At 73.6% G+C, this 18,443-nt stretch carries 18 protein-coding genes; 10 read left to right on the plus strand and 8 right to left on the minus strand.

Annotation, left to right across the window (positions count from 1 at the left end; translation table 11 throughout):
• Positions 1-85: 85 nt before the first annotated feature.
• Positions 86-559: a DUF6232 family protein gene (locus CHC05_RS07750; RefSeq protein ID WP_089247424.1), complete on the minus strand. Its 474-nt coding sequence runs from the start codon at positions 557-559 to the stop codon at positions 86-88.
• 22 nt (positions 560-581) lie between these two features.
• Positions 582-1,043 carry a DUF6232 family protein gene (locus CHC05_RS07755; RefSeq protein ID WP_089246268.1) on the minus strand — a complete coding sequence of 154 codons (462 nt, stop codon included), beginning with the start codon at positions 1,041-1,043 and terminating at the stop codon, positions 582-584.
• A 90-nt stretch (positions 1,044-1,133) separates the two neighbouring features.
• Here CHC05_RS07755 and CHC05_RS07760 point away from each other — a divergent pair, with 90 nt between their 5' ends.
• The 4 genes from CHC05_RS07760 (at position 1,134) to CHC05_RS07775 (ending at position 6,254) form a co-directional block, all read left to right on the plus strand.
• Complete coding sequence (locus CHC05_RS07760) at positions 1,134-1,907, plus strand: enoyl-CoA hydratase/isomerase family protein (protein WP_089246270.1); 774 nt, start codon at positions 1,134-1,136, stop codon at positions 1,905-1,907.
• Positions 1,908-1,965: 58 nt separating this feature from the next.
• Positions 1,966-3,783 (plus strand): Hsp70 family protein, encoded by a 1,818-nt coding sequence (locus CHC05_RS07765; protein WP_089246272.1) that lies wholly within the window; start codon positions 1,966-1,968, stop codon positions 3,781-3,783.
• A gap of 67 nt (positions 3,784-3,850) precedes the next feature.
• A complete protein-coding gene (locus tag CHC05_RS07770) occupies positions 3,851-5,473 on the plus strand; it encodes an acetolactate synthase (protein WP_089246274.1) in 1,623 nt (540 codons plus the stop codon).
• Positions 5,474-5,510: 37 nt separating this feature from the next.
• On the plus strand, positions 5,511-6,254 hold the full coding sequence (locus CHC05_RS07775) for a hypothetical protein (RefSeq protein WP_089247426.1): 744 nt from the start codon (positions 5,511-5,513) through the stop codon (positions 6,252-6,254).
• On the opposite strand, the gene CHC05_RS07780 is transcribed toward CHC05_RS07775, so the two are convergent.
• Complete coding sequence (locus CHC05_RS07780) at positions 6,226-7,137, minus strand: ribokinase (protein ID WP_089246276.1); 912 nt, start codon at positions 7,135-7,137, stop codon at positions 6,226-6,228. The genes CHC05_RS07775 and CHC05_RS07780 overlap by 29 nt on opposite strands.
• 39 nt (positions 7,138-7,176) lie before the next feature.
• Here CHC05_RS07780 and CHC05_RS07785 point away from each other — a divergent pair, with 39 nt between their 5' ends.
• The 5 genes from CHC05_RS07785 (at position 7,177) to CHC05_RS07805 (ending at position 12,446) form a co-directional block, all read left to right on the plus strand.
• Positions 7,177-8,148, plus strand: coding sequence for an LLM class flavin-dependent oxidoreductase (locus tag CHC05_RS07785; RefSeq protein WP_089246278.1), 972 nt, complete (start codon positions 7,177-7,179; stop codon positions 8,146-8,148).
• A gap of 82 nt (positions 8,149-8,230) precedes the next feature.
• A complete protein-coding gene (locus CHC05_RS07790; RefSeq protein ID WP_089247428.1) occupies positions 8,231-9,019 on the plus strand; it encodes an ABC transporter ATP-binding protein in 789 nt (262 codons plus the stop codon).
• A gap of 80 nt (positions 9,020-9,099) precedes the next feature.
• Entirely contained in the window at positions 9,100-10,212 is a 1,113-nt protein-coding gene (locus CHC05_RS07795) for an FAD:protein FMN transferase (protein WP_089246280.1), read from the plus strand.
• 42 nt (positions 10,213-10,254) lie between these two features.
• The gene (locus CHC05_RS07800) at positions 10,255-11,580 is read left to right on the plus strand and encodes a serine hydrolase domain-containing protein (RefSeq protein WP_089247430.1); all 1,326 of its coding nucleotides are present in this window, start codon (positions 10,255-10,257) and stop codon (positions 11,578-11,580) included.
• On the plus strand, positions 11,577-12,446 hold the full coding sequence (locus CHC05_RS07805) for an EamA family transporter (protein WP_089246282.1): 870 nt from the start codon (positions 11,577-11,579) through the stop codon (positions 12,444-12,446). The genes CHC05_RS07800 and CHC05_RS07805 overlap by 4 nt, the downstream gene beginning before the upstream one ends.
• 4 nt (positions 12,447-12,450) lie before the next feature.
• Here the strand turns inward: CHC05_RS07805 and CHC05_RS07810 are convergent, their stop codons facing one another.
• The 4 genes from CHC05_RS07810 to CHC05_RS07825 form a co-directional block, all read right to left on the minus strand.
• On the minus strand, positions 12,451-13,269 hold the full coding sequence (locus CHC05_RS07810) for an ABC transporter permease (RefSeq protein WP_089246284.1): 819 nt from the start codon (positions 13,267-13,269) through the stop codon (positions 12,451-12,453).
• Positions 13,266-13,997, minus strand: coding sequence for an ABC transporter ATP-binding protein (locus tag CHC05_RS07815; RefSeq protein WP_089246286.1), 732 nt, complete (start codon positions 13,995-13,997; stop codon positions 13,266-13,268). Before CHC05_RS07815 ends, CHC05_RS07810 begins: the two co-directional genes overlap by 4 nt.
• 42 nt (positions 13,998-14,039) lie before the next feature.
• Positions 14,040-14,819, minus strand: a complete 780-nt coding sequence (locus CHC05_RS07820) for a TetR family transcriptional regulator (RefSeq protein WP_245870707.1) — start codon at positions 14,817-14,819, stop codon at positions 14,040-14,042.
• Between the two features lie 91 nt (positions 14,820-14,910).
• The gene (locus CHC05_RS07825; RefSeq protein ID WP_089246288.1) at positions 14,911-16,362 is read right to left on the minus strand and encodes a glycoside hydrolase family 3 N-terminal domain-containing protein; all 1,452 of its coding nucleotides are present in this window, start codon (positions 16,360-16,362) and stop codon (positions 14,911-14,913) included.
• 133 nt (positions 16,363-16,495) lie between these two features.
• Between CHC05_RS07825 and CHC05_RS07830 the strand changes: the two genes are divergently transcribed.
• Entirely contained in the window at positions 16,496-17,671 is a 1,176-nt protein-coding gene (locus CHC05_RS07830; protein ID WP_089246290.1) for an ROK family transcriptional regulator, read from the plus strand.
• Between the two features lie 96 nt (positions 17,672-17,767).
• On the opposite strand, the gene CHC05_RS07835 is transcribed toward CHC05_RS07830, so the two are convergent.
• Positions 17,768-18,439, minus strand: a complete 672-nt coding sequence (locus CHC05_RS07835; protein ID WP_089246292.1) for a GNAT family N-acetyltransferase — start codon at positions 18,437-18,439, stop codon at positions 17,768-17,770.
• Positions 18,440-18,443: the final 4 nt, after the last annotated feature.

Genomic DNA, 18,443 nt, shown 5'->3' on the forward strand with positions numbered 1-18,443 from the left:
AGCGAAGCCGCTAGCCGGCCTGGCCGGTCAGCCTTCGCGCGCGGGCCCCACACCAGCGCCGGACAAGCCCACGCCGCAACGCGGTCTAGCCGTGTTGTTCGACCGCGCGTTGGACCGCGCGGTAGATCTGGCCGAAGCGCAGTGCGTCCGAGGTGCGTAGGAGAAGTCTGTCCTCGCCCGCGTAGCGGACCCATAGCTCGTTGACCGCGTTGCCGCGGTCGTAGGAGCGGTCCAGCCAGCCCAGCGGCACCTCGGCCAGCGGGGCCAGCGCCAGCGCCCCGATCACGCCGACCCCGAGCACGCCGGCGGCCAAACCCCAGGCCGCCCGGTCGCTCGCGGAATAGACCAGGGAGATGGCGCAGACGATCGCCGCCAGCGGGAGGATCGAGATGATCAGGATGAGTACGCCCCGGCCGAGGCGCCGGGACCGGGTGCGGGTCGTGCCGCTGCCGCGGTGGTGCCAGACGAGCTCCAGCGCCGTCACCGGATAGCTGACCCCGTCGACCCGCACCGCGTCGGACGTCACTTGGACGTGCTGGTCGCGGTAATAGACGGTCACCACTTCAGCAAAGCTGCCGGCGTCAATACCTCGGCGCGGCCTCGAGCGCGCGTTGCAGCGCCCGGTAGATCTGGCCGAACGTGAGGGCGTCGCCGGTGCGGACCAGCAGGGTGGGCCGGCCACCGACCTCGGCCCAGATCTCCAGCGCGCGGGCGCCCTTGGAATAGGACAGGTCGAGGCGGCCGAGCAGGAAGTCGGCCAGTGGCGCGGCGGCCAGGCCGACCAGCACCGAACAGCCGACGATCAGCACCGTCGTGGCCATCGTGGTGTGCAGCCGCAGCGCGAGCGCGATGCCCAGCCCGGCGGCCACCAGCGGCACGATCAGCGCCACGCCGATCGCGCTCCGGCCGGCGACGGTGCCCCACGAGCGCTCGCCGCGCCGGTGCCAGACCCGCGACAGCGTCGCCAGCGGGTAACTGCGACCGGCGACCCGGATCGCCTGCGAGGTGACCTGCACCGCGCGGTCGTTGTAGTAAGTGATCATCACCTGCCACCTGATAGGACCCACATCAACGTTACCCAGTGCGGGACCCCGTAATGTGTCTCGAACGCGATAAGCACATGGAGGTGTGACGTGGGCGAGCTTGTCCGGTTGGAGAAGCACGACGGAATCGGCACGATCCGGTTGGACCGGCCGCCGATGAACGCGCTCAACACCCAGGTGCAGGAGGAGATCCGGGCCGCGGCCGAAGAGGCGACGACGGACGACAGCGTCCGCGCGGTCGTCGTCTACGGCGGCGAGAAGGTCTTCGCCGCCGGCGCCGACATCAAGGAAATGCAGCAGATGTCGTACGTGGACATGGCGGCCCGGGCGGCGAACCTCTCCGCGGCACTGGGCGCCGTGGCCCGGATCCCGAAGCCGGTGGTCGCGGCCATCACCGGGTACGCCCTCGGCGGCGGCTGCGAGCTCGCGCTGGCCTGCGACTGGCGGGTCGTGGCCGACGACGCCAAGCTCGGCCAGCCGGAGATCAAGCTCGGCATCATCCCGGGCGCCGGCGGGACCCAGCGGCTGGCTCGCCTGGTCGGCCCGGCACGGGCCAAGGACATCGTGCTGTCGGGCCGGATGGTCGACGCGCAGGAGGCGCTGCGGATCGGGCTCGCCGACCGGGTGGTGCCCGCCGCCGACGTCTACGCGGAGGCGATCTCACTGGTCCGGCCGTACGCGAACGGCCCCGCCCAGGCCATCCGCGCGGCCAAGGCGGCCATCGACGGCGGCCTGGACATGGACCTGAACTCGGGTCTCGCGTGGGAGAGCCAGCTCTTCGCGGCCCTGTTCGCCACCGACGACCGCGGCGAGGGCATGGCCGCGTTCGTCGAGAAGCGCAAGCCGGACTTCACCGGCCGCTGACCTGCCGTTACCGTTCCGTCACGGTCTGGAACGGGTGCCTTCCCGGTAGGCTCGGCGCATGTCGCCGGGGGCCGCGCTAGGGGTCGATTTCGGGACCTCGCACACGGTGGCCGTGGTGCGCTGGCCCGACGGGCGAGCGCGCCCGCTGCTCGTCGACGGCTCTCCCCTGCTCCCGTCGGCGGTCTATGCCCCACCGGGCGACGCGCCATTGGTCGCCGGCCGCGACGCGGTGCACAGCGCCCGGCTCGACCCGGCCCGGTTCGAGCCCAACCCGAAGCGCCGCGTCGACGACGGCAGCGTGCTGCTCGGCGAGCGGGACATCCCGGTCGCCGAGCTCGTCACGGCGGTGCTCGCCCGCCTCGCCGAGGAGTGGCGCCGCACGGTCGGCGACCTGACCACCGGCGAGGTCACCGCCGACACCCCACCCACCCTGACCCTGACCTGCCCGGCGACCTGGGGTGCCACCCGGCGGGCCCTGCTCTCCGGCGCGGCCGCCGAGGCGGGCCTGGGCGCGGGCCGGCTGGTCGCCGAACCGGTCGCCGCGGCCACCTACTTCGCCGAGGTGCTCGGGCGCGACGTGCCGATCGGCTCGGCGGTGGTGGTGCACGACTTCGGCGCCGGCACGTTCGACGCGAGCGTCGTGGTCCGCCGCGCGACGGGCTTCGAGGTGCTGGCGGTCGACGGCCGCGGCGACCTCGGCGGGCTCGACGTCGACGCGGCGCTCGTCGAGCACCTGGCCGAGACGTACGCGCCGGCTCATCCGGAGGCCTGGGAGCGGCTGCGCTCGCCCGTGACCGTCGAGGACCGGCGGGCCAAGCGGCAGCTCTGGGACGACGTGCGGGTGGCCAAGGAGCGGCTGTCCCGCTCGCCCTCGGCCGACCTGGTGATCCCGATCTGCGACGTCGAGGCCCACCTGACCCGCACCGAGCTGGAGAAGGTGGCGACGCCGATCCTGGCCCAGACCGTGCAGGTGACCAAGGCGGTGATCGAGGCCGCGGCCCTGCCCGAGGGCAACCGGGCCGGCGTCTTCCTGGTCGGCGGCTCGAGCCGGATCCCGCTGCTGGCGACGCTGCTGCACCGCGAGCTGGGCGAGCCGCCGGTGGTGATCGAGCAGCCCGAGCTCGTCGTGGCCGAGGGCGCCGTGCTGGCGGCCACCGCGGTGCTGGCCAGCGCTCCCGCCTCCGTGCCGGTGACGGGCGAGTTCCCGAGGATCGTCGAGCCGGCCAACGGCGCTCTCGCCACCCCCGCGGTGGTCGCCCCGGTCTCCCCCGCCGCACCCGACAAGCCGACCTCGCCCGCCGGACCGACCTCGCCCGCCGGGCCGACCTCGTCCGCCGCGCCGGTCAAGCCGATCTCGCCGGCCGCACCTGCCAAGCCGACGCCGCCCGCGCCGTCCGTGGTCGCCAGCGCATCCGTCTCGCCGACCCGCAACGGCAGCGGTACCCGGCGCGAGCCGGCGCCCGACCCGTTGCCGGCCGCGCCCGCGTTCCCGCCGGGTCGTGCCGCCGTACCGGTGAAGACGCCGCGAAGTGCCAACCGGCCGAGCCGCTTCGGCCGCGACACCCTGGCCGAGCCGGCCCTGGTCGCCGACCTGCGCGCGCTGTCCGGCCACGACGAGCCCCGCGTCTATCCCGAGCCGGCGCCCGCGCGCCGCGATACCAGCAAGCCCGTCTGGGACGAGCCCCGCCCCGCGCCGGCTAGGCCGAAACCCAAGCGGCGCGGCGGATTCGGCCGGTTCCTGCGCGGTCTGCTGATGTTCGCCCTGCTGGTGGCGACCCCGGTCGTCGCGGCCGTGGTGGCGTTCCACTACGCCACGGGCGACTCGTACACGGACATCATCGACAGCATCCGACGTTGGCTCGACGAGCTTAGGTGAGTCGTCTTCACGTTTGCTCGCTACCGGCTAGTAAGGTGCTCGCAGCGAACCGACGACGGGAGTGGCGATGAGCGAGCGGATCGAGGGTCACGGCGGCGAACTCGCCCTCGCGGCATTGCGCGCGGCCGGCGTGCGGGAGATGTTCACGCTGTCGGGTGGCCACGTCTTCCCGCTCTACGACGCGGCGCACAAGACCGGTTTCCCGATCTACGACGTGCGCCACGAGCAGTCCGCGGTGTTCGCCGCCGAGGCCGTGGCCAAGCTGCGCCGCAGCCCGGGCCTCGCGGTGCTGACCGCCGGGCCCGGCGTCACCAACGGCATCTCGGGCCTGACCAGCGCGCTCTTCAACGCGTCGCCGGTGATGGTGATCGGCGGCCGGGCGCCGGCGATGCGCTGGGGATCCGGCAGCCTCCAGGAGCTCGACCACGTGCCGCTGGTCGCCCCGGTCACCAAGCACGCGTCGACGGTGTTCAACACCGGCGAGATCCCGAACGCGGTCCGCGCCGCCCTGACCGCGGCGCTGACCCCGCACCGCGGCCCGGTCTTCCTCGACCTCCCGCTGGAGATCGTCTTCTCGTCCGACGAGGCCGACGCGCCGACCGCGCCCGACGTCCCCGTGATCGAGCCGGACCCGGACGACGTCGCCCGCGCCGCCCAGCTCATCGCCGAGGCGCAGCACCCGGTGATCATCGCCGGGTCCGATGTGTACGCCTCCGACGCCGTCGCCGCGCTGCGCGAGGCGGCCGAGACGCTGCGCGTGCCGGTGATCGCCAACGGGATGGGCCGCGGCGCGCTGCCGCCGACCCACCCACTCGCGTTCGCCAAGGCCCGCCGGGCCGCCCTCCGCGGCGCCGACGTGGTCGTGGTCATCGGCACCCCGCTCGACTTCCGGCTCGGCTTCGGCGACTTCGGCGCGGCCCAGGTCGTGCACATCGTCGACGCACCGAGCCAGCGCGCCACGCACGTGCAGCCGGTCGTCTCCCCCGCCGGCGACCTGCGCCTGATCCTCTCGGCGCTGGCCGACTACACCGGCGTGCGCGCCGACCACGAGGACTGGATCGCCGACCTGCGCACGGCCGAGGATGCTGGCAAGGCGCGCGACGCGCAGGAGATGGCCGCCGACACCGACCCGATCAAGCCCGCCCGGGTGTACGGCGAACTGCGCCGCGTGCTCGCCCCGGACGCGGTGACCATCGGCGACGGTGGCGACTTCGTCTCGTACGCCGGCCGCTATCTGGAGCCCTCGGTGCCGGGCAGCTGGCTCGACCCGGGCCCGTACGGCTGCCTCGGCACCGGCATGGGCTACGCGATGGGCGCCCGCGTCACCTACCCCGACCGGCAGATCTGCGTGCTGATGGGCGACGGCGCCGCCGGCTTCTCGCTGATGGACGTCGAGTCCCTGGTCCGCCAGCAGCTGCCGGTCGTGATCGTGGTCGGCAACAACGGCATCTGGGGCCTGGAGAAGCACCCCATGCAGGCGATGTACGGCTACGACGTGGCCGCCGACCTGCAGCCCGGCCTGCGCTACGACGACGTGGTCCGGGCGATGGGCGGCGCCGGCGAGACGGTCAGCAAGGCGGCCGACCTCGGCGAGGCGCTGGAGCGCGCGTTCTCGGCCGGCGTGCCCTATCTGGTCAACGTGCTCACCGACCCGGCCGACGCTTACCCCCGCTCGTCGAACCTCGCCTGACCTGCCGGGGTGGCCCCGGCAGGTAAGAATGGTCGGCATGGCCCTGCCCATCCCGACCCCGGGTGACCTGATCGGTCTGACCCGCACCGCCGTGACCGTGCCGGCCCGTGCGCTGCGCGTCATCGACGACATCGAGGCGTTGGTCGCCCGCGTCGGCCGGATCGCCGACCGGGCCGAGGCCTTCCTCGACCGCGTCGACGGCCTGGCCGACCGGGCCAGTGCGCTGATCGACGGCGTCGACGCCGCGGTCACCGACGCCGAGTCGGTGCTCGAGCGCGCCCGCGCGGTCAGCGCCGCCGCCACCACCCAGGTCGAGAAGGTGACCCGGGTCGTCACGGCGGCCGCGATCCTGGTGGCCGAGACCGAGCGGCTGACCACGGAGGCGGGCACGGCCGTGACCGAGGCGCGCGCCGTCATCGGCGAGGCGGAGACGGTCGCGGTCAAGGCCAACGGCCTGGTCGACAAGGCCGAGGTCACCGCGGGCACGGCCGACGAGCTGCTCGGGGTCTACGCGCCCACGCTGCGCCGGGGCGCGCCGATGGCGCACCGGTTCGTGGAGCAGCTCTCCGACGAGGAGGTCGACGCGGCGATCAAGCTGATCGACGAGCTGCCCAAGTTCACCAAGCACATGGACGAGGACATCCTGCCGATCCTGGCCACCCTCGACCGGGTCGGTCCCGACATCCACGAGCTGCTGGACGTCACCCGCGAGCTGCGGCTCGCCGTCAAGGGCATCCCCGGCCTGCGCATGCTCACGAAGCGCGGCCAGGACCTCGACTGACCGACCAGAGCTCGTCGATCTCGGACCGGGTCGGCAGCGCGGTCGACGCGCCCAGCTTCCGGGCGCACGCCGCGCCGGCGGCGCAGGCCCAGCCGACCGCCTCGACGAGGTCGCGGCCCTCGGCCCAGGCCACGGCCAGCGCACCCGTGAACGCGTCGCCGGCGGCCGTCGAGTCGACCGTCTCCACGCGTACGCCGGGGATCTGGACCGAGGCGCCGTCCCGGTCGACGTACCAGGCACCCCGTGCGCCCAGGGTCAGCACGACCCGCGGCACCGACGCGAGCAACGGCTCGGGCCGCCGCTCCCCGCTGATCGCGACCGCCTCGGTCTCGTTGACCACCAGCAGGTCCACGGCGTCGAGCAGTTCGGCCGGCAGGGCCCGGGCCGGCGCCGCGTTGAGCACCACCCGGGTGCCGGCTTGGCGCGCGGCGAGCGCGGCGGCGGTGACCGTCTCCACCGGAATCTCCAACTGGGCGAGCAGCACGTCGGCCTCGGCCAGCGCCGCCCGCTCCCGCTCGTCGAGGTCCGTGAACGTGCCGTTGGCGCCGGGCGAGACCACGATGGTGTTCTCACCGGCCGCGTCGACGGTGATCAGCGCGACCCCCGACGCGCCGTAGACCACCCGCAACAGTCCGGTGTCGACACCGGCCGCGTCGATCCGGGCCTTGAGCGTCACGCCGAACGCGTCGGAGCCGATCGCGCCGAGCAGCCGGGTGGCGGCGCCCGCGCGTACCGCCGCGATCGCCTGGTTGGCGCCCTTGCCACCCGCGACCGTGACGAACTCGCCGCCCAGCACGGTCTCGCCCGGGCGCGGCAACACGGCCGCCTTCGCGACCAGGTCCATGTTGGCGCTGCCGACGACCACCACGCGCGCCTGATTCATAGTCGGCGAGTCTATGTGTCTTCTGGCAGGCTGCTTCCCATGGACAATCCACCGATCGGGGTCATGTTCCGCTGCGACAGCCCGCCGGAGAACCTCCCCGCGTACGCCCAGCTCGCCGAGCGCCTCGGCTATGACGAGCTGTGGGTGGTCGAGGACTGCTTCTTCACCGGCGCGGTGTCGGCGGCCGCGGTGGCCGCGGCGAGCACCGAGTCGCTGAAGATCGGCATCGGCATCCTGCCCGCGGCGTTCCGCAACCCCGCCCTCGCCGCGATGGAGCTGTCCAACCTGAGCCGGCTGTTCCCGGGCCGGATCCTGCCGGGCTTCGGCCACGGCGTGCCCACGTGGGTCCGGCAGGTCGGCGCGCACCACCCGTCGCCGCTGGCCGTGCTGGAGGAGACCATCGCCGCCGTGCGCGCGCTGCTGCACGGCGAGACGGTCACCACGCATGGGCGCCACGTCGACCTCGATGCGGTGAGACTGGCGTTCCCGCCCGCCGAGCCTCCGCTGCTGTCGGCCGGCGTACGCAACGAGAAGTCCCTGCGGCTCTCCGGGCGCGTCGCCGACGGGACGATCCTGGCCGAGGGCGCGGCGCCCGCCTACATCGCCTGGGCGCGGGAGCGGATCGACGAGGGCCGGGCCGAGGCGGGGCGCACGGACCCGCACCGGGTCACCGTCTACGCCCACCTCGACTTCGACGACGCGGCGCGCAGCGCCCGCACAGAGCTGGCGTGGCAGTTCAACTCGCCGGTGCAGCCCTCCGACCCGGCCGACGCCGACGTGCTCGCCCGCCTGGTCGCCGACGCCAAGGGTGACGTCGAGTCGCTCGCCGCGAGCCTGCCCGACGAGATCGTCGACCGGTACGCGATCGTCGGCGACGCCGACAGTTGCGGCAAGGCCGTCTCCCGGGTCGCGGCCGCCGGCGCCGACGCAGTCGTCTTCGTGCCGCCGCGCGACGCGGACCTCTCCGTCGCGCACCTGACCCTGGCCGCCGAGGCGTTGTTGGGCGGATGAGCATGTGCTCCCGGTCGCCGGGCCGCGGGGCGCACCTTCCGCCGCGCGGGCTGCGTGATTTGATGACCGCGTGCCGACCAACATGATCGACGACGCGGTGCTCTCCTTCGACGGGATCGGTGTCACGCGCAACCGCAACGAGCTGTTGCGCGACGTCGCCTGGACGGTCTACCCCGACGAGCGCTGGGTGGTGCTCGGCCCCAACGGCGCCGGCAAGACCACCCTGCTGTCGATCGCCGCCGGTCAGCTCCACCCGACGACCGGCAGCGCCGTCGTGCTGGGCGAGAAGATCGGCCGCACCGACGTCTGGGAGCTGCGCACCCGGATCGGCATCACCACCGCCAAGCTCGCCGAGCGGGTGCCGGGCGAGGAGCGGGTGCTCGACGTGGTGGTCACCGCTGCCTGGTCGGTGGTCGGCCGCTGGCGCGAGCAGTACGACCCGCTGGACGAGGCCCGCGCCCGCACGCTGCTCGACCAGCTCGGTGTCGCCGCGCTGGCCGACCGGACGTACGGCACCCTGTCGGAAGGCGAGCGCAAGCGGGTACAGATCGCCCGCGCGCTGATGACCGACCCGGAGCTGCTGCTCCTCGACGAGCCCGCCGCCGGCCTGGACCTGGGCGGCCGCGAGGACCTGCTCAAGCGGCTCACCGCGCTGGCCGACGACCCGGCCGCGCCGGCGTTGGTGCTGGTCACGCACCACGTCGAGGAGATTCCGCCAGGTTTCACCCACGCCATGCTGTTGCGCGGGGGCGAGGTCGTCGCGCAGGGCCCCGTCGAGCACACGATCACCGCGGAGCACCTGTCGAACACCTTCGGTCAGCCGCTGATCGTCGCGCGGAACGCCGGCCGCTACACCGCACGGGCCGCATAAGTTCCCTCCCGTACCGGGCTCTCAGGCAACGTACAGAAAGCCGCGCTAAGCCTGAGAGATCCGTCACGCGGGGGGCAGCGATGGTGTTGACACGAGTGCTTCTGGTGGCCCTTGTGGCCAGCGTCTTTGGAAACTCCGGCCGGCGCCAGGTGCCCGCGTCGGGGTCCGCGCGCGGTTCCGGGCAGGGCCCCCCGCCCGGGGCCGCGCCACCGGAAGCCGCACCGCCGCCACCGCCCGCGTTCACCCAGTGGCCGATGCTGTCGGTGGCCGGGGATGACCCGGCCACGGTCGACACGGCCGAGTGGACCCTCTGGGACGAGCCCGTCCGGGTCTCCGTCACCGAGGCCGCCAAGCTCGATCGCGCGGCCGAGCTCGTCGGTGGCGAGCTGGACGCGATCGACGTGGCCGCGAGCCGGCTGCGGCCCGACTCCGAGCTCGCCTCGGCCGGCGACGGCAGCGAGGTCAGCCCGCTGCTGGCCGAGCTCGTCGCCGTGGCCCTGTCCGCCGCCCGGGAGACCGACGGCGACGTCGACCCGACGGTCGGCGCGATGCTCGGCAGCCTCGGCCACGACCCGGACTTCGGCGCACTGGTGACCACCCGCCCGACCCGGCACGTCCAGGTCGGTCAGCTGGCCGTCTATCGCCCGCCGACCTGGGAAGAGGTGCGCCTCGACGACCGCCGGCTGACCATCCCGGAAGGCGTCACGCTCGACCTGTCCGACACGATGCGGGCGCGGGCGGTCGACCGCTGCGCCGCACTGGTCGCCGCGACGCTCGACACCGGTGTGCTGGTCTCGGTCGGCGGCGACATCGCGACCGCGGGTCCGGCACCGCGGGCGGGCTGGCCGCTGCTGGTCCGCGACGGTCCGGTCGACCCGGCGGCCCGGGTGTCGCTGCCCGGCGGCGCGGCCGTGTCCACCGCGAGCAGCCATCACCGACACTGGGACACCGCCGAGGAGCTGCTCCAGCAGATCGTCGACCCGGAGACCGGCCATGCGGCCCGACCCATCTGGCGCACCGCGACCGTGGCCGCGTTCTCCGCGCTGCGTGCGACCGCCGTCGCGAACGCCAGCCTGGCGCGCGGCGTGCTGGCACCGTCGTGGCTCGAGGCGCTCGCCGCACCGGCCCGGCTGGTCGGCAACGACCGCTCGCTGCGCTTCTTCGGCACGTGGCCGACCGCCGCAGAGACCTGACGGGGTAGCACGGCACCCGGGTCGCGTGTGACGATCTTCGGCATGCCTATCTCCAGACGCTTGGTGCTGACGGGTGGTCTGGTGGCCGCCGTCGGCGCCGCTACCGCGGCATGTGCCGAGCCGGCAGCCCGGTGGACGGCGGGCGGCGGTCCCGCCAACGCGCCCGCGCCGGCCGCGTCCGGAGGCGGCCTCGCGCCGCAGGCGGCGGCCCGCCGCACTCCCGGCGCACCGCCGCAGTCCGCTCCGGCCCAGCCGACGAAGCTGACCGCCGCGCTCAGTCGCTACCTCAAGCCGACCTCGGAGAATCCCAAGCATCCGACGTACGCCGGTGCGGTGGCCCTGGTCCGGATCGCCGACAAGGTGAGCACGCAGGTGGCGGTCGGTGACGCGCTGCGCTACCGATCCGGCCCGGTCGAGCTGCCCGCGGCCCAACGGGTGGCGATGCGCACCGACTCCGTCTTCGACCTGGCCTCGCTGACCAAGGTGTACACCGCGATCCTCACCCTCCAGCAGGTCGACCAGGGTCGACTCGACCTGGCCGCGCCCGTGGCGGAATATCTGCCCGGGTTCACCGGCAAGCCCGCGGTGACGGTGGAGATGCTGTTGACCCACACCAGCGGGTTGCCGGTCGGCGCGAAGGTGACCGGCCTGCCGTCGGCCGCCGCCCGCCGCGCCGCCGTGCTGGCCACGCCGCTGGTCAGCGGGGCGGTCCCCGGCAAGACGTTCCGCTACTCGAGCGTCGGCCTGATGGTGGCCGCGTTCCTCGTCGAGCAGCTCACCGGCGAGCCGCTGGACCGGGCGTTGAAGACCGGCATCACCGGCCCGCTCGGTCTGCGCGACACCGGTTTCAAGCCGCTGACCTGGCTGAGCAAGGACGCCCAGGCGAAGCGGCTCGTCGCCACCGACGCCCGCACCTCCCGCGGCCTGCTGCGCGGCACGGTGCACGACGACGTCGCCAACATCATGGGCGGCGTCGCCGGGTCCGCGGGGGTGTTCAGCACCGCGGCCGACGTCGCGGTGATCGGCGAAATGCTGCTCAACGGTGGTACATACCGCGGCAAGCGGATCCTCTCCGCCGCGACCGTCAAGCGGATGCTGACCAACGCCAACAAGGGCAAGCCGGCGGTCGACCCGGAGCGGCCCCACCGCACCGCGGACCACGGCCTGGGCGTCGTGCTCGACCAGCCCTGGTTCATGGGCAAGCTGGCCGGGCCACGCACGTTCGGGCACACCGGCTTCACCGGCACCTCGCTGGTCGTCAACCCCGACCGGCGGCTGGTCTTCGTGCTGCTCACCAACCGGGCGCACCCCAACTGGAGCTGGGCCGACCCTGATCCCGCCCGGGTGGCGGCGGCGAACGCGATATGAGCCCGTGGGCCGGTCCCGCGGCGGTGGTCGCGGTGCTGGCCGCCGCCGTGCTGCACGCGACCTGGAACGCGGTGGTCAAGGGCAGCGGCGACCAGATCGGCATCATGGCCCGCTCCAGCTTGGTCGGGGCGGCGGCCAGCCTGGTCGCGGTGTGGTTCATCGAGCCGCCGGCCCGGGCCTCCTGGGGTTTTCTGATCGCCTCCGTCGTGATCCACGTCTTCTACAACCTCGGCCTGCTGGCCGCCTACCGGCTCGGTGACTTCAACCAGACGTACCCGCTGGCCCGTGGTCTGGGTCCCGTGGTGGTGGCGGTGTTCGCGGCGCTGGTGCTGCACGAGCCCCTCGCCCCGCTGCCGGCGGTCGGGGTCCTGGTGATCGCCGCCGCGATCGGCGTGCTCGGGCTGACGCCCTGGCGGCGTGTGCGAGCCAACCGCCCGGCCGTGCTGGCCGCGGTCTTCACCGGGTTGACCATCGCGACGTACACGCTGGTCGACGGGGTCGGCGTGCGCCGCAGCGAGGGCGCCGCCGGCTACACCCTGTGGCTGTGCGGCCTGGAGTTCGCGGTGACGGCGCTGGTCGCGTTCGCCCTGCGCAAGCGCGTCACGACCCCTCTCTTGGCTGCGAGCGGTCGCGCCTGGCTGGCCGCGGCCGCCGTCACCGTGCTGGCGACGGCGGCCTACGGCCTGGTGCTCTGGGCACAGACCCGCGGTGCGTTGGCCGCGGTGGCCGCGCTCCGCGAGAGCAGCGTGGTGGTCGCGGCCGTGATCGGGATGATCGCTTTCAAGGAACCCATGGGCCGGGTACGCGTCGCGGCAAGCGTGGCCGTGGCTCTCGGCGTCGCGCTGCTCGCCCTGCCCGCGGCCTGACCGTTCACTCGCCGAACTTGCTCAGGCGGCCCGTGCGCCGGGCGTGCCGCAACGCGTGCGCGATGAAGGCCAACGCGCCCGCGACCAGGATCAGGTCGAGCAGCGCGGCCATGGCGACGCCCGACCAGTCGATGCCTCGCCCGTCGAGCACGCCACGCAGCCCCTCGAAGACGTAGCTCGCCGGGACGGCGTGCGCGATCGCCTGCGCCACCGGCGGCAGCACCCCGACCGGGTAGAACACCGCCGCGAACGGCTGGAACGCGGCCGAGAGCACCCAGGCGACCGACTGCGTGCTCTCGCCGAACCGGATCACGACCGCGATCGAGACGACGCCGAGGCCCCAGCCCATCACGACGAGCAGCGTCAGGTAGGGCACGAGCGCCGGCCCGATCGTCGTGATGCCGAAGCCGTAGAGCAGCAGGGCCAGCCCGGACATGACGCCCGTGCTGAGCGCGATCAGGCCCGCGCCGAAGATGACGTGGCCGGTCAGGAACTCGGCCAGCGACGTCGGGCTGACGAACACGTTGAGCAGGTTGCGGCTCCACACGTCGTGCAGGAACATCGCGGCCAGCTCACCCTGGGCCCGGCCGACCACCTGCCACAGCAGCACGGCGCCGAGCAGCATCGAAACGGCGATCGGCACGTTGTTGGCGCGCAGGAACACCGAGACGAAGCCCCAGATCACCAACTCCAGCACCGGCCAGAAGAAGATCTCCAGCAGGCGACCGCCGTTGCCGCGCAGGGCGTAGAAGTCGCGCCGCACGATGCCGACCACCCGGCTCCGGCGGGCGGCGCCGCTGGTCACGTCGTACGCGATGGTCATGTCGGCACACCTCCTCTCGCCACTGCCAGGAACACCGCTTCGAGGTCGTCGACCCCGTACGCGCCGGCCAGCTCGTCGGCGCTGCCGGTCGCGACGATCCGGCCGCCGGACACGAAGTGCACCCGGTGGCACATCCGCTCGACCTCGCGCATGTTGTGCGAGGTGATCAGCATCGCCCGCCCGGACGTGGCGGCCTGCTCGACCAGCAGCCCGCGGATGCGGTCGGCGATGTCCGGGTCGAGGTTGGCGGTCGGCTCGTCGAGCACCAGCAGCCCGGGGTCGTTGAGCAGCGCCTTGGCCAGCAGCACCCGGGTCTGTTGACCGGACGACAGCCGCGAGAACGGCTGCCGGCGCAGCGGACCGAGCTCCAGCAGCTCCAGCATCTCGGCCACCCGAGCCGCCGGCCGACGCAGCGCGTAGAGCTGCGCGTACACGGTCAGGATCTCGCCGACCCGCAGCATGTGCGGCAGGTGCAGGTAGCTCGCCGCGAAGTTGGCGCGGGCCAACGCCCGTGACCGCTCGTGGGCCATGTCGTGGCCGAACATCTCGACCGTGCCCGAGTCGGGCGTGGTCAGGCCGAACACCATGTGCAGGGTGGTGGTCTTGCCGGCGCCGTTAGGCCCGAGCAGGCCGACGACCTCGCCCGCGCCGACGCTGAAGCTGACCCCGTCGACGGCCACGACAGAGCCGAACCGCTTCCGCAGACCGGTGACGGTCAATACGTTCATGTCCTCGATGGTCGGCCGCGACCGCCACGCTCAGCAAAGCATTTACTGACGGAGCGTACGGATCAGCCCCAGCACGTCCCGGGTCACCGGGCGCAGAACCCGCAGGCGGGACAGCCCGACCAGGCGGTCGATCAGTGGCACGGCTCCGTTGATCAGCGCACGGGTTTTCGTCTGATCGGGCGAGCGGTCGTAGACCCAGTAGAGGATGACTCCCATGTACGCCAGCCAGAGCAGCTCGGGCAGTTCGTCGCGGAGCTCGGGGTCCACTTTGGCGGTCGAGCCCGTCAGCGCCTCGCGGAACAGCGCGATGGACGCGTCTCGGGTGGGCGACGACTCGGTCGAGAAGGGGCTCAGCGGTGAGGTCGGCTCGGCCGCGGTCTTGAAGAAGCTGGCGGCGAACTCGTGTGACGGCGTCATGGTGTCGACGCCGGCGTGCAGCACGCCGCGCAGCCGTTCGGCGAACCCGGTCTCGGTCGCCAGCACCCGCGCGGCCCGGGTGCGGTGCTCGACCAACGTCTCCGCGTAGAACTCCTGGATCAGGTGTTCCTTGGAGCCGAAGTAGTAGTAGGCGTTGCCGACCGCGACCCCGGCCTCCTTGGCGACTGCGCGCATCGTGGTCTGCGCGTAGCCGCGCTCGCGGAACAGCCGCATCGCCGTGTCCAGGATGAGCTTGCGGGTCTGCTCACCGCGGGCGGTTGCTGGCTCGGCGCCCGCGGCCTCCCCGCGGGCGGTTGCTGGCTCGGCGCCGGCGGCGCCACCGACCCCCGTTTGCTCGGCGGCACCGCCGGCGTCGGCGGGTGGCGGAACGGATCGGTCGGTCATTTCTCCGACCGTACCGACTCGACTCCGCCGTGTCGAACACGTTCAACTTCCCGTTGCGATTCATCGTACGGGGATAGTTGAACGCGTTCAATCAGCGCAGCCCGAGCACCGCCGCGGCCGCCCGTCCGTTGGCGTGGCTGGCGCCGAAGGTGGTCACGAACGCCCGCACCCCCGCCGGCCGCCAGCTCGACGGCCAGCCCATCTCCACGACGGTGACGGGGTGGCGCGCGGCCAGCGCCTCGATCAGCTCCGTCGCGTTGGCCAGCCGGTGCGCGTGCCGCGCGACCACCACGATCGGCCGGCCGGCCGCCCGCGCCAGCAGCTCGTCGGCACCGGTCGTCGCGGCCACCGCCCGGATCTGCTCCGCGCCGTCGACGTGCCCGCCCAGGCCCCACGGGACCCGCCCCTCGGCGATGGTCGAGGTCGCGGCGAGCTCGATCACCAGCGGCTCCGAGCCGACCAGGGGGTCGCCCTCGACCCGCACGGCGCGGCGGGCGGCGTCGTAGCCGAGGCTCTCGGGGGTTTCCGTCCTTGTCGTCGCGGCCTGGTCGGTCCACGCCGCCAGGTCCGCCGTGCGCTCGGCCGCCTCCTCGACCCGGGCCGCGGCGAGCCGGCCGTCCTGGATCGCGGCGACGATCTCGGCGGCGGTCTCCTCCACCAGCGGGGCGTCGATGTCGGCCCCGATGCAGAGCAGGTCGGCGCCGGCGGCCAGGGCCAGCGGCGCGGCCTGCGCGGTGCCGCCCGCGACCACGGCCGCGCCCTTCATCTCCAGCGCGTCGGTGATCAGCGCGCCGGTGAAGCCGAGCTCGCCACGCAGCAGGTCGTGCAGGGCGGCCCGGCTGAAGGTGGCCGGCGCGTCACCGGTCAGCTCGGGCACCCGGATGTGCGCGGTCATCACGCTCCGGGTGCCGGCCGCCACCGCCGCCGCGAACGGCGGCAGGTCGCGCTCGCGGAACACGGCCAGCGGAACGTCCACCGTGGGCAGTTCGAGGTGCGAGTCGGCGACGGTGGCCCCGTGCCCCGGGAAGTGCTTGGCGCAGGCGGCGACCCGGGTCTCCTGCAGGCCCTCGACCGCCGCCGCGGTGTGCGCGGCGACCAGCGCGGTGTCGGCGCCGAACGACCGGGTGCCGATGATCGGGTTGTCGTCGGCCGTGTTGACGTCGACGGTCGGCGCGAGGTCGACGGTCACGCCGACGGCGGCGAGCTCGGCGCCGATCGCCCGGTAGACCGCGCGGGTCACCTCGACGTCGTCGAGCGCGCCGAGCGCGGCGTTGCCCGGGTACGGGCTGCCGGTGCGGTGCGCCAGCCGGGTGACGTCGCCGCCCTCCTCGTCGATCGCGACGATCACCGAGGGGTTCGCGGCGCGCAGCGCGGCCGTGCAGGCGGCCACCTGGTCGCGATCGACGATGTTGAACCCGAACAGCGTGTAACCGGCCAGCCCGTCGGCGGCGAGGTCCAGCGCCCAGGGTGGCGGGGTCGGGCCGGGGAAGGCAGCGAGCAGCGTACGCAGCGCTAACCGGCGCAGAGCGGGATCAATCGCCATCGGTATTCACCCTCTTATGACTCGCTGCTGCCGGGTCGTGTGATCGTCGCACCATTCGCTTCCCAGTACGCTACGCCTACTCGTAAGGCGACTAATGTATTAGTAAAGATTCCTTATTGCTAGAGGATGTCGCATGGGGTCGACCCGCCTGCCCGGTACCCCGCGCCTGCTGCGCGCGCTGAACGACCGCGCCGCACTGGAGCTGTTGCTCACCCGGGGACCACTCACCCGAGCCCAGCTCGGCGAGCTCACCGGCCTGTCCAAGGTCACCGCCTCGCAGCTGGTCGAGCGGCTGGAGGAGCGCGGCCTGGTCACCCGGGTCGGCGAGCAGGCGGGCGGCCGGGGCCCCAACGCGCAGCTCTACGCCGTGCGGCCGGGCAGCGCGTACGTGGTCGGCGTCGACGTCTCCGCCGACCGGGTGGTCGCGGCCTGCGCCGACATCACCGGCAAGACCGTCGGCCAGGTCGAGATGTCCACCAAGGACACCGACGACCCCGTCGGCGTGGTGCACGAGGCGGTGATGCAGGCGGCCAGCGACGCGCACGCCCCGCTGGCCAGCGTGCGCCGGGTGGTGCTGGGCACGCCGGGTCTGGTCGACCCGGGCTCCGGCGATATCACCTTCGCGTTCAACCTGCCCCGCTGGCATCGCGGCCTGCTCGCCGCGCTCCGCGAGGACCTGCACACCCCGGTGGTCTTCGAGAACGACACGAACCTGGCCGCCTGCGCCGAGGCCGAGTTCGGCGCGGCCGCCGGCGTCGACGACTTCGTGCTGGTCTGGGCCGGGGTCGGCGTCGGCCTCGCGATCGTGCTCGGCGGGCGGCTGCACCACGGCAGCAGCGGCGCGGCCGGCGAGATCGGCTACCTGCCGGTGCCTGGCGTCCCGGTCAACCGCGACCAGTCCCGCAAGTCCCAGCCGCCGTTCGGCCAGCTCGCCGGGGCCGCGGCCCTGCGCGCGGTGGCCCGCGAGCACGGCTTCCGCGGCGGCTCGGCGGCCGACGCGATCCGCGCCACGATCGCGGCGGGCACCGAGGGTGGTCCGGCCCTGGACGAGATCGCCCGGCGGCTCGCGCTCGGCGTGGCCAGCACGTGCGTGGTGCTCGACCCGCCGCTGGTGGTGCTGGCCGGCGAGGTCGGCCAGGCCGGCGGGACGGCGCTGGCCGAGCGGGTGCAGCACGAGGTGGCCGCGATCACCCTGGTCTCACCCAAGGTCGTGGTCACCCAGGTCGACGAGGAGCCGGTGCTGCGCGGCGCGCTGCTGACCGCCCTGGACGCGGTACGCGACGACGTCTTCGGCTCGACGACCTCGTAGTCGGACGGCCCCGCGGTCCGACAGCCCCGCGGCCCGACGACCCCGCGGCCCGACGACCCCGCGGTCCGACGACCCCGCGGTCCGACGACCTTCCGGTTAGCGGCCTTCCGGCCCGAATACCCCGTAGCCGGTCCAGCCCAGGTCGGGGAAGCCGGCCGCCGCGGCGACCTTCGCCGACGCGAGGTTCTCCGCGTCGTGCAGGTAGGTCGGCACCGCGCCCTCGTCGAGGATCCGGCGCGCGGCCTGGGCGACCAGCCGGCGGGCCAGGCCCTGGCCTCGGGCGGCGACCTCGGTGCCCACCGCGAGCTCGTGGCCGTACTGGTCGTGCCGCTTGATCCCGACGCCGGCGAGGTAGCGGCCTTCGTCGTCGCGGGCGATCAGCACCTCGCCGCCGAACGGGTGCAGCCACCCCGGCACGGCCGGGTCGTCGAAGGCCACCCACTCCCCCGCGTCGGCCAGCGGCGCCGGGGCGGTGGTCCAGCGGAAGACGGCGCCGGACGCCCGCCAGCCGTCGTAGCCGACCGCGCCCGGAAGCTTGTCGAGCAGGTCCGGCATCGGTAGGTCGGCCAGGGCCCGGACGGTCTCGACCCGCTGCGGCGGCACCGACAGCAGCACGCCCTCGGGCGCGCCGATGCCGACCGCCGGGCGGAGGGCGCCGTCCCAGGCCGGGCGCAGCCGTTTCTCGAAGCCGACGACCTGCAGCGCCTGCTTGGTGGGCCACTGGCCCAACCAGGTCACCAGATGGTGGTAGAGGCGCGTGTCGAGCACCCGG

It is taken from the genome of Asanoa hainanensis (genome assembly GCF_900188485.1).
GTDB lineage: Bacteria > Actinomycetota > Actinomycetes > Mycobacteriales > Micromonosporaceae > Asanoa > Asanoa hainanensis.

Coding starts and splice junctions, on each gene's coding strand:
- CHC05_RS07755 (WP_089246268.1), bottom strand. CDS start 1,043: ATGATCACTTACTACAACGACCGCGCGGTGCAGGTCACCTCGCAGGCG.
- CHC05_RS07765 (WP_089246272.1), top strand. CDS start 1,966: ATGTCGCCGGGGGCCGCGCTAGGGGTCGATTTCGGGACCTCGCACACG.
- CHC05_RS07770 (WP_089246274.1), top strand. CDS start 3,851: ATGAGCGAGCGGATCGAGGGTCACGGCGGCGAACTCGCCCTCGCGGCA.
- CHC05_RS07775 (WP_089247426.1), top strand. CDS start 5,511: ATGGCCCTGCCCATCCCGACCCCGGGTGACCTGATCGGTCTGACCCGC.
- CHC05_RS07780 (WP_089246276.1), bottom strand. CDS start 7,137: ATGAATCAGGCGCGCGTGGTGGTCGTCGGCAGCGCCAACATGGACCTG.
- CHC05_RS07785 (WP_089246278.1), top strand. CDS start 7,177: ATGGACAATCCACCGATCGGGGTCATGTTCCGCTGCGACAGCCCGCCG.
- CHC05_RS07790 (WP_089247428.1), top strand. CDS start 8,231: ATGATCGACGACGCGGTGCTCTCCTTCGACGGGATCGGTGTCACGCGC.
- CHC05_RS07795 (WP_089246280.1), top strand. CDS start 9,100: ATGGTGTTGACACGAGTGCTTCTGGTGGCCCTTGTGGCCAGCGTCTTT.
- CHC05_RS07800 (WP_089247430.1), top strand. CDS start 10,255: ATGCCTATCTCCAGACGCTTGGTGCTGACGGGTGGTCTGGTGGCCGCC.
- CHC05_RS07805 (WP_089246282.1), top strand. CDS start 11,577: ATGAGCCCGTGGGCCGGTCCCGCGGCGGTGGTCGCGGTGCTGGCCGCC.
- CHC05_RS07810 (WP_089246284.1), bottom strand. CDS start 13,269: ATGACCATCGCGTACGACGTGACCAGCGGCGCCGCCCGCCGGAGCCGG.
- CHC05_RS07815 (WP_089246286.1), bottom strand. CDS start 13,997: ATGAACGTATTGACCGTCACCGGTCTGCGGAAGCGGTTCGGCTCTGTC.
- CHC05_RS07820 (WP_245870707.1), bottom strand. CDS start 14,819: ATGACCGACCGATCCGTTCCGCCACCCGCCGACGCCGGCGGTGCCGCC.
- CHC05_RS07825 (WP_089246288.1), bottom strand. CDS start 16,362: ATGGCGATTGATCCCGCTCTGCGCCGGTTAGCGCTGCGTACGCTGCTC.
- CHC05_RS07830 (WP_089246290.1), top strand. CDS start 16,496: ATGGGGTCGACCCGCCTGCCCGGTACCCCGCGCCTGCTGCGCGCGCTG.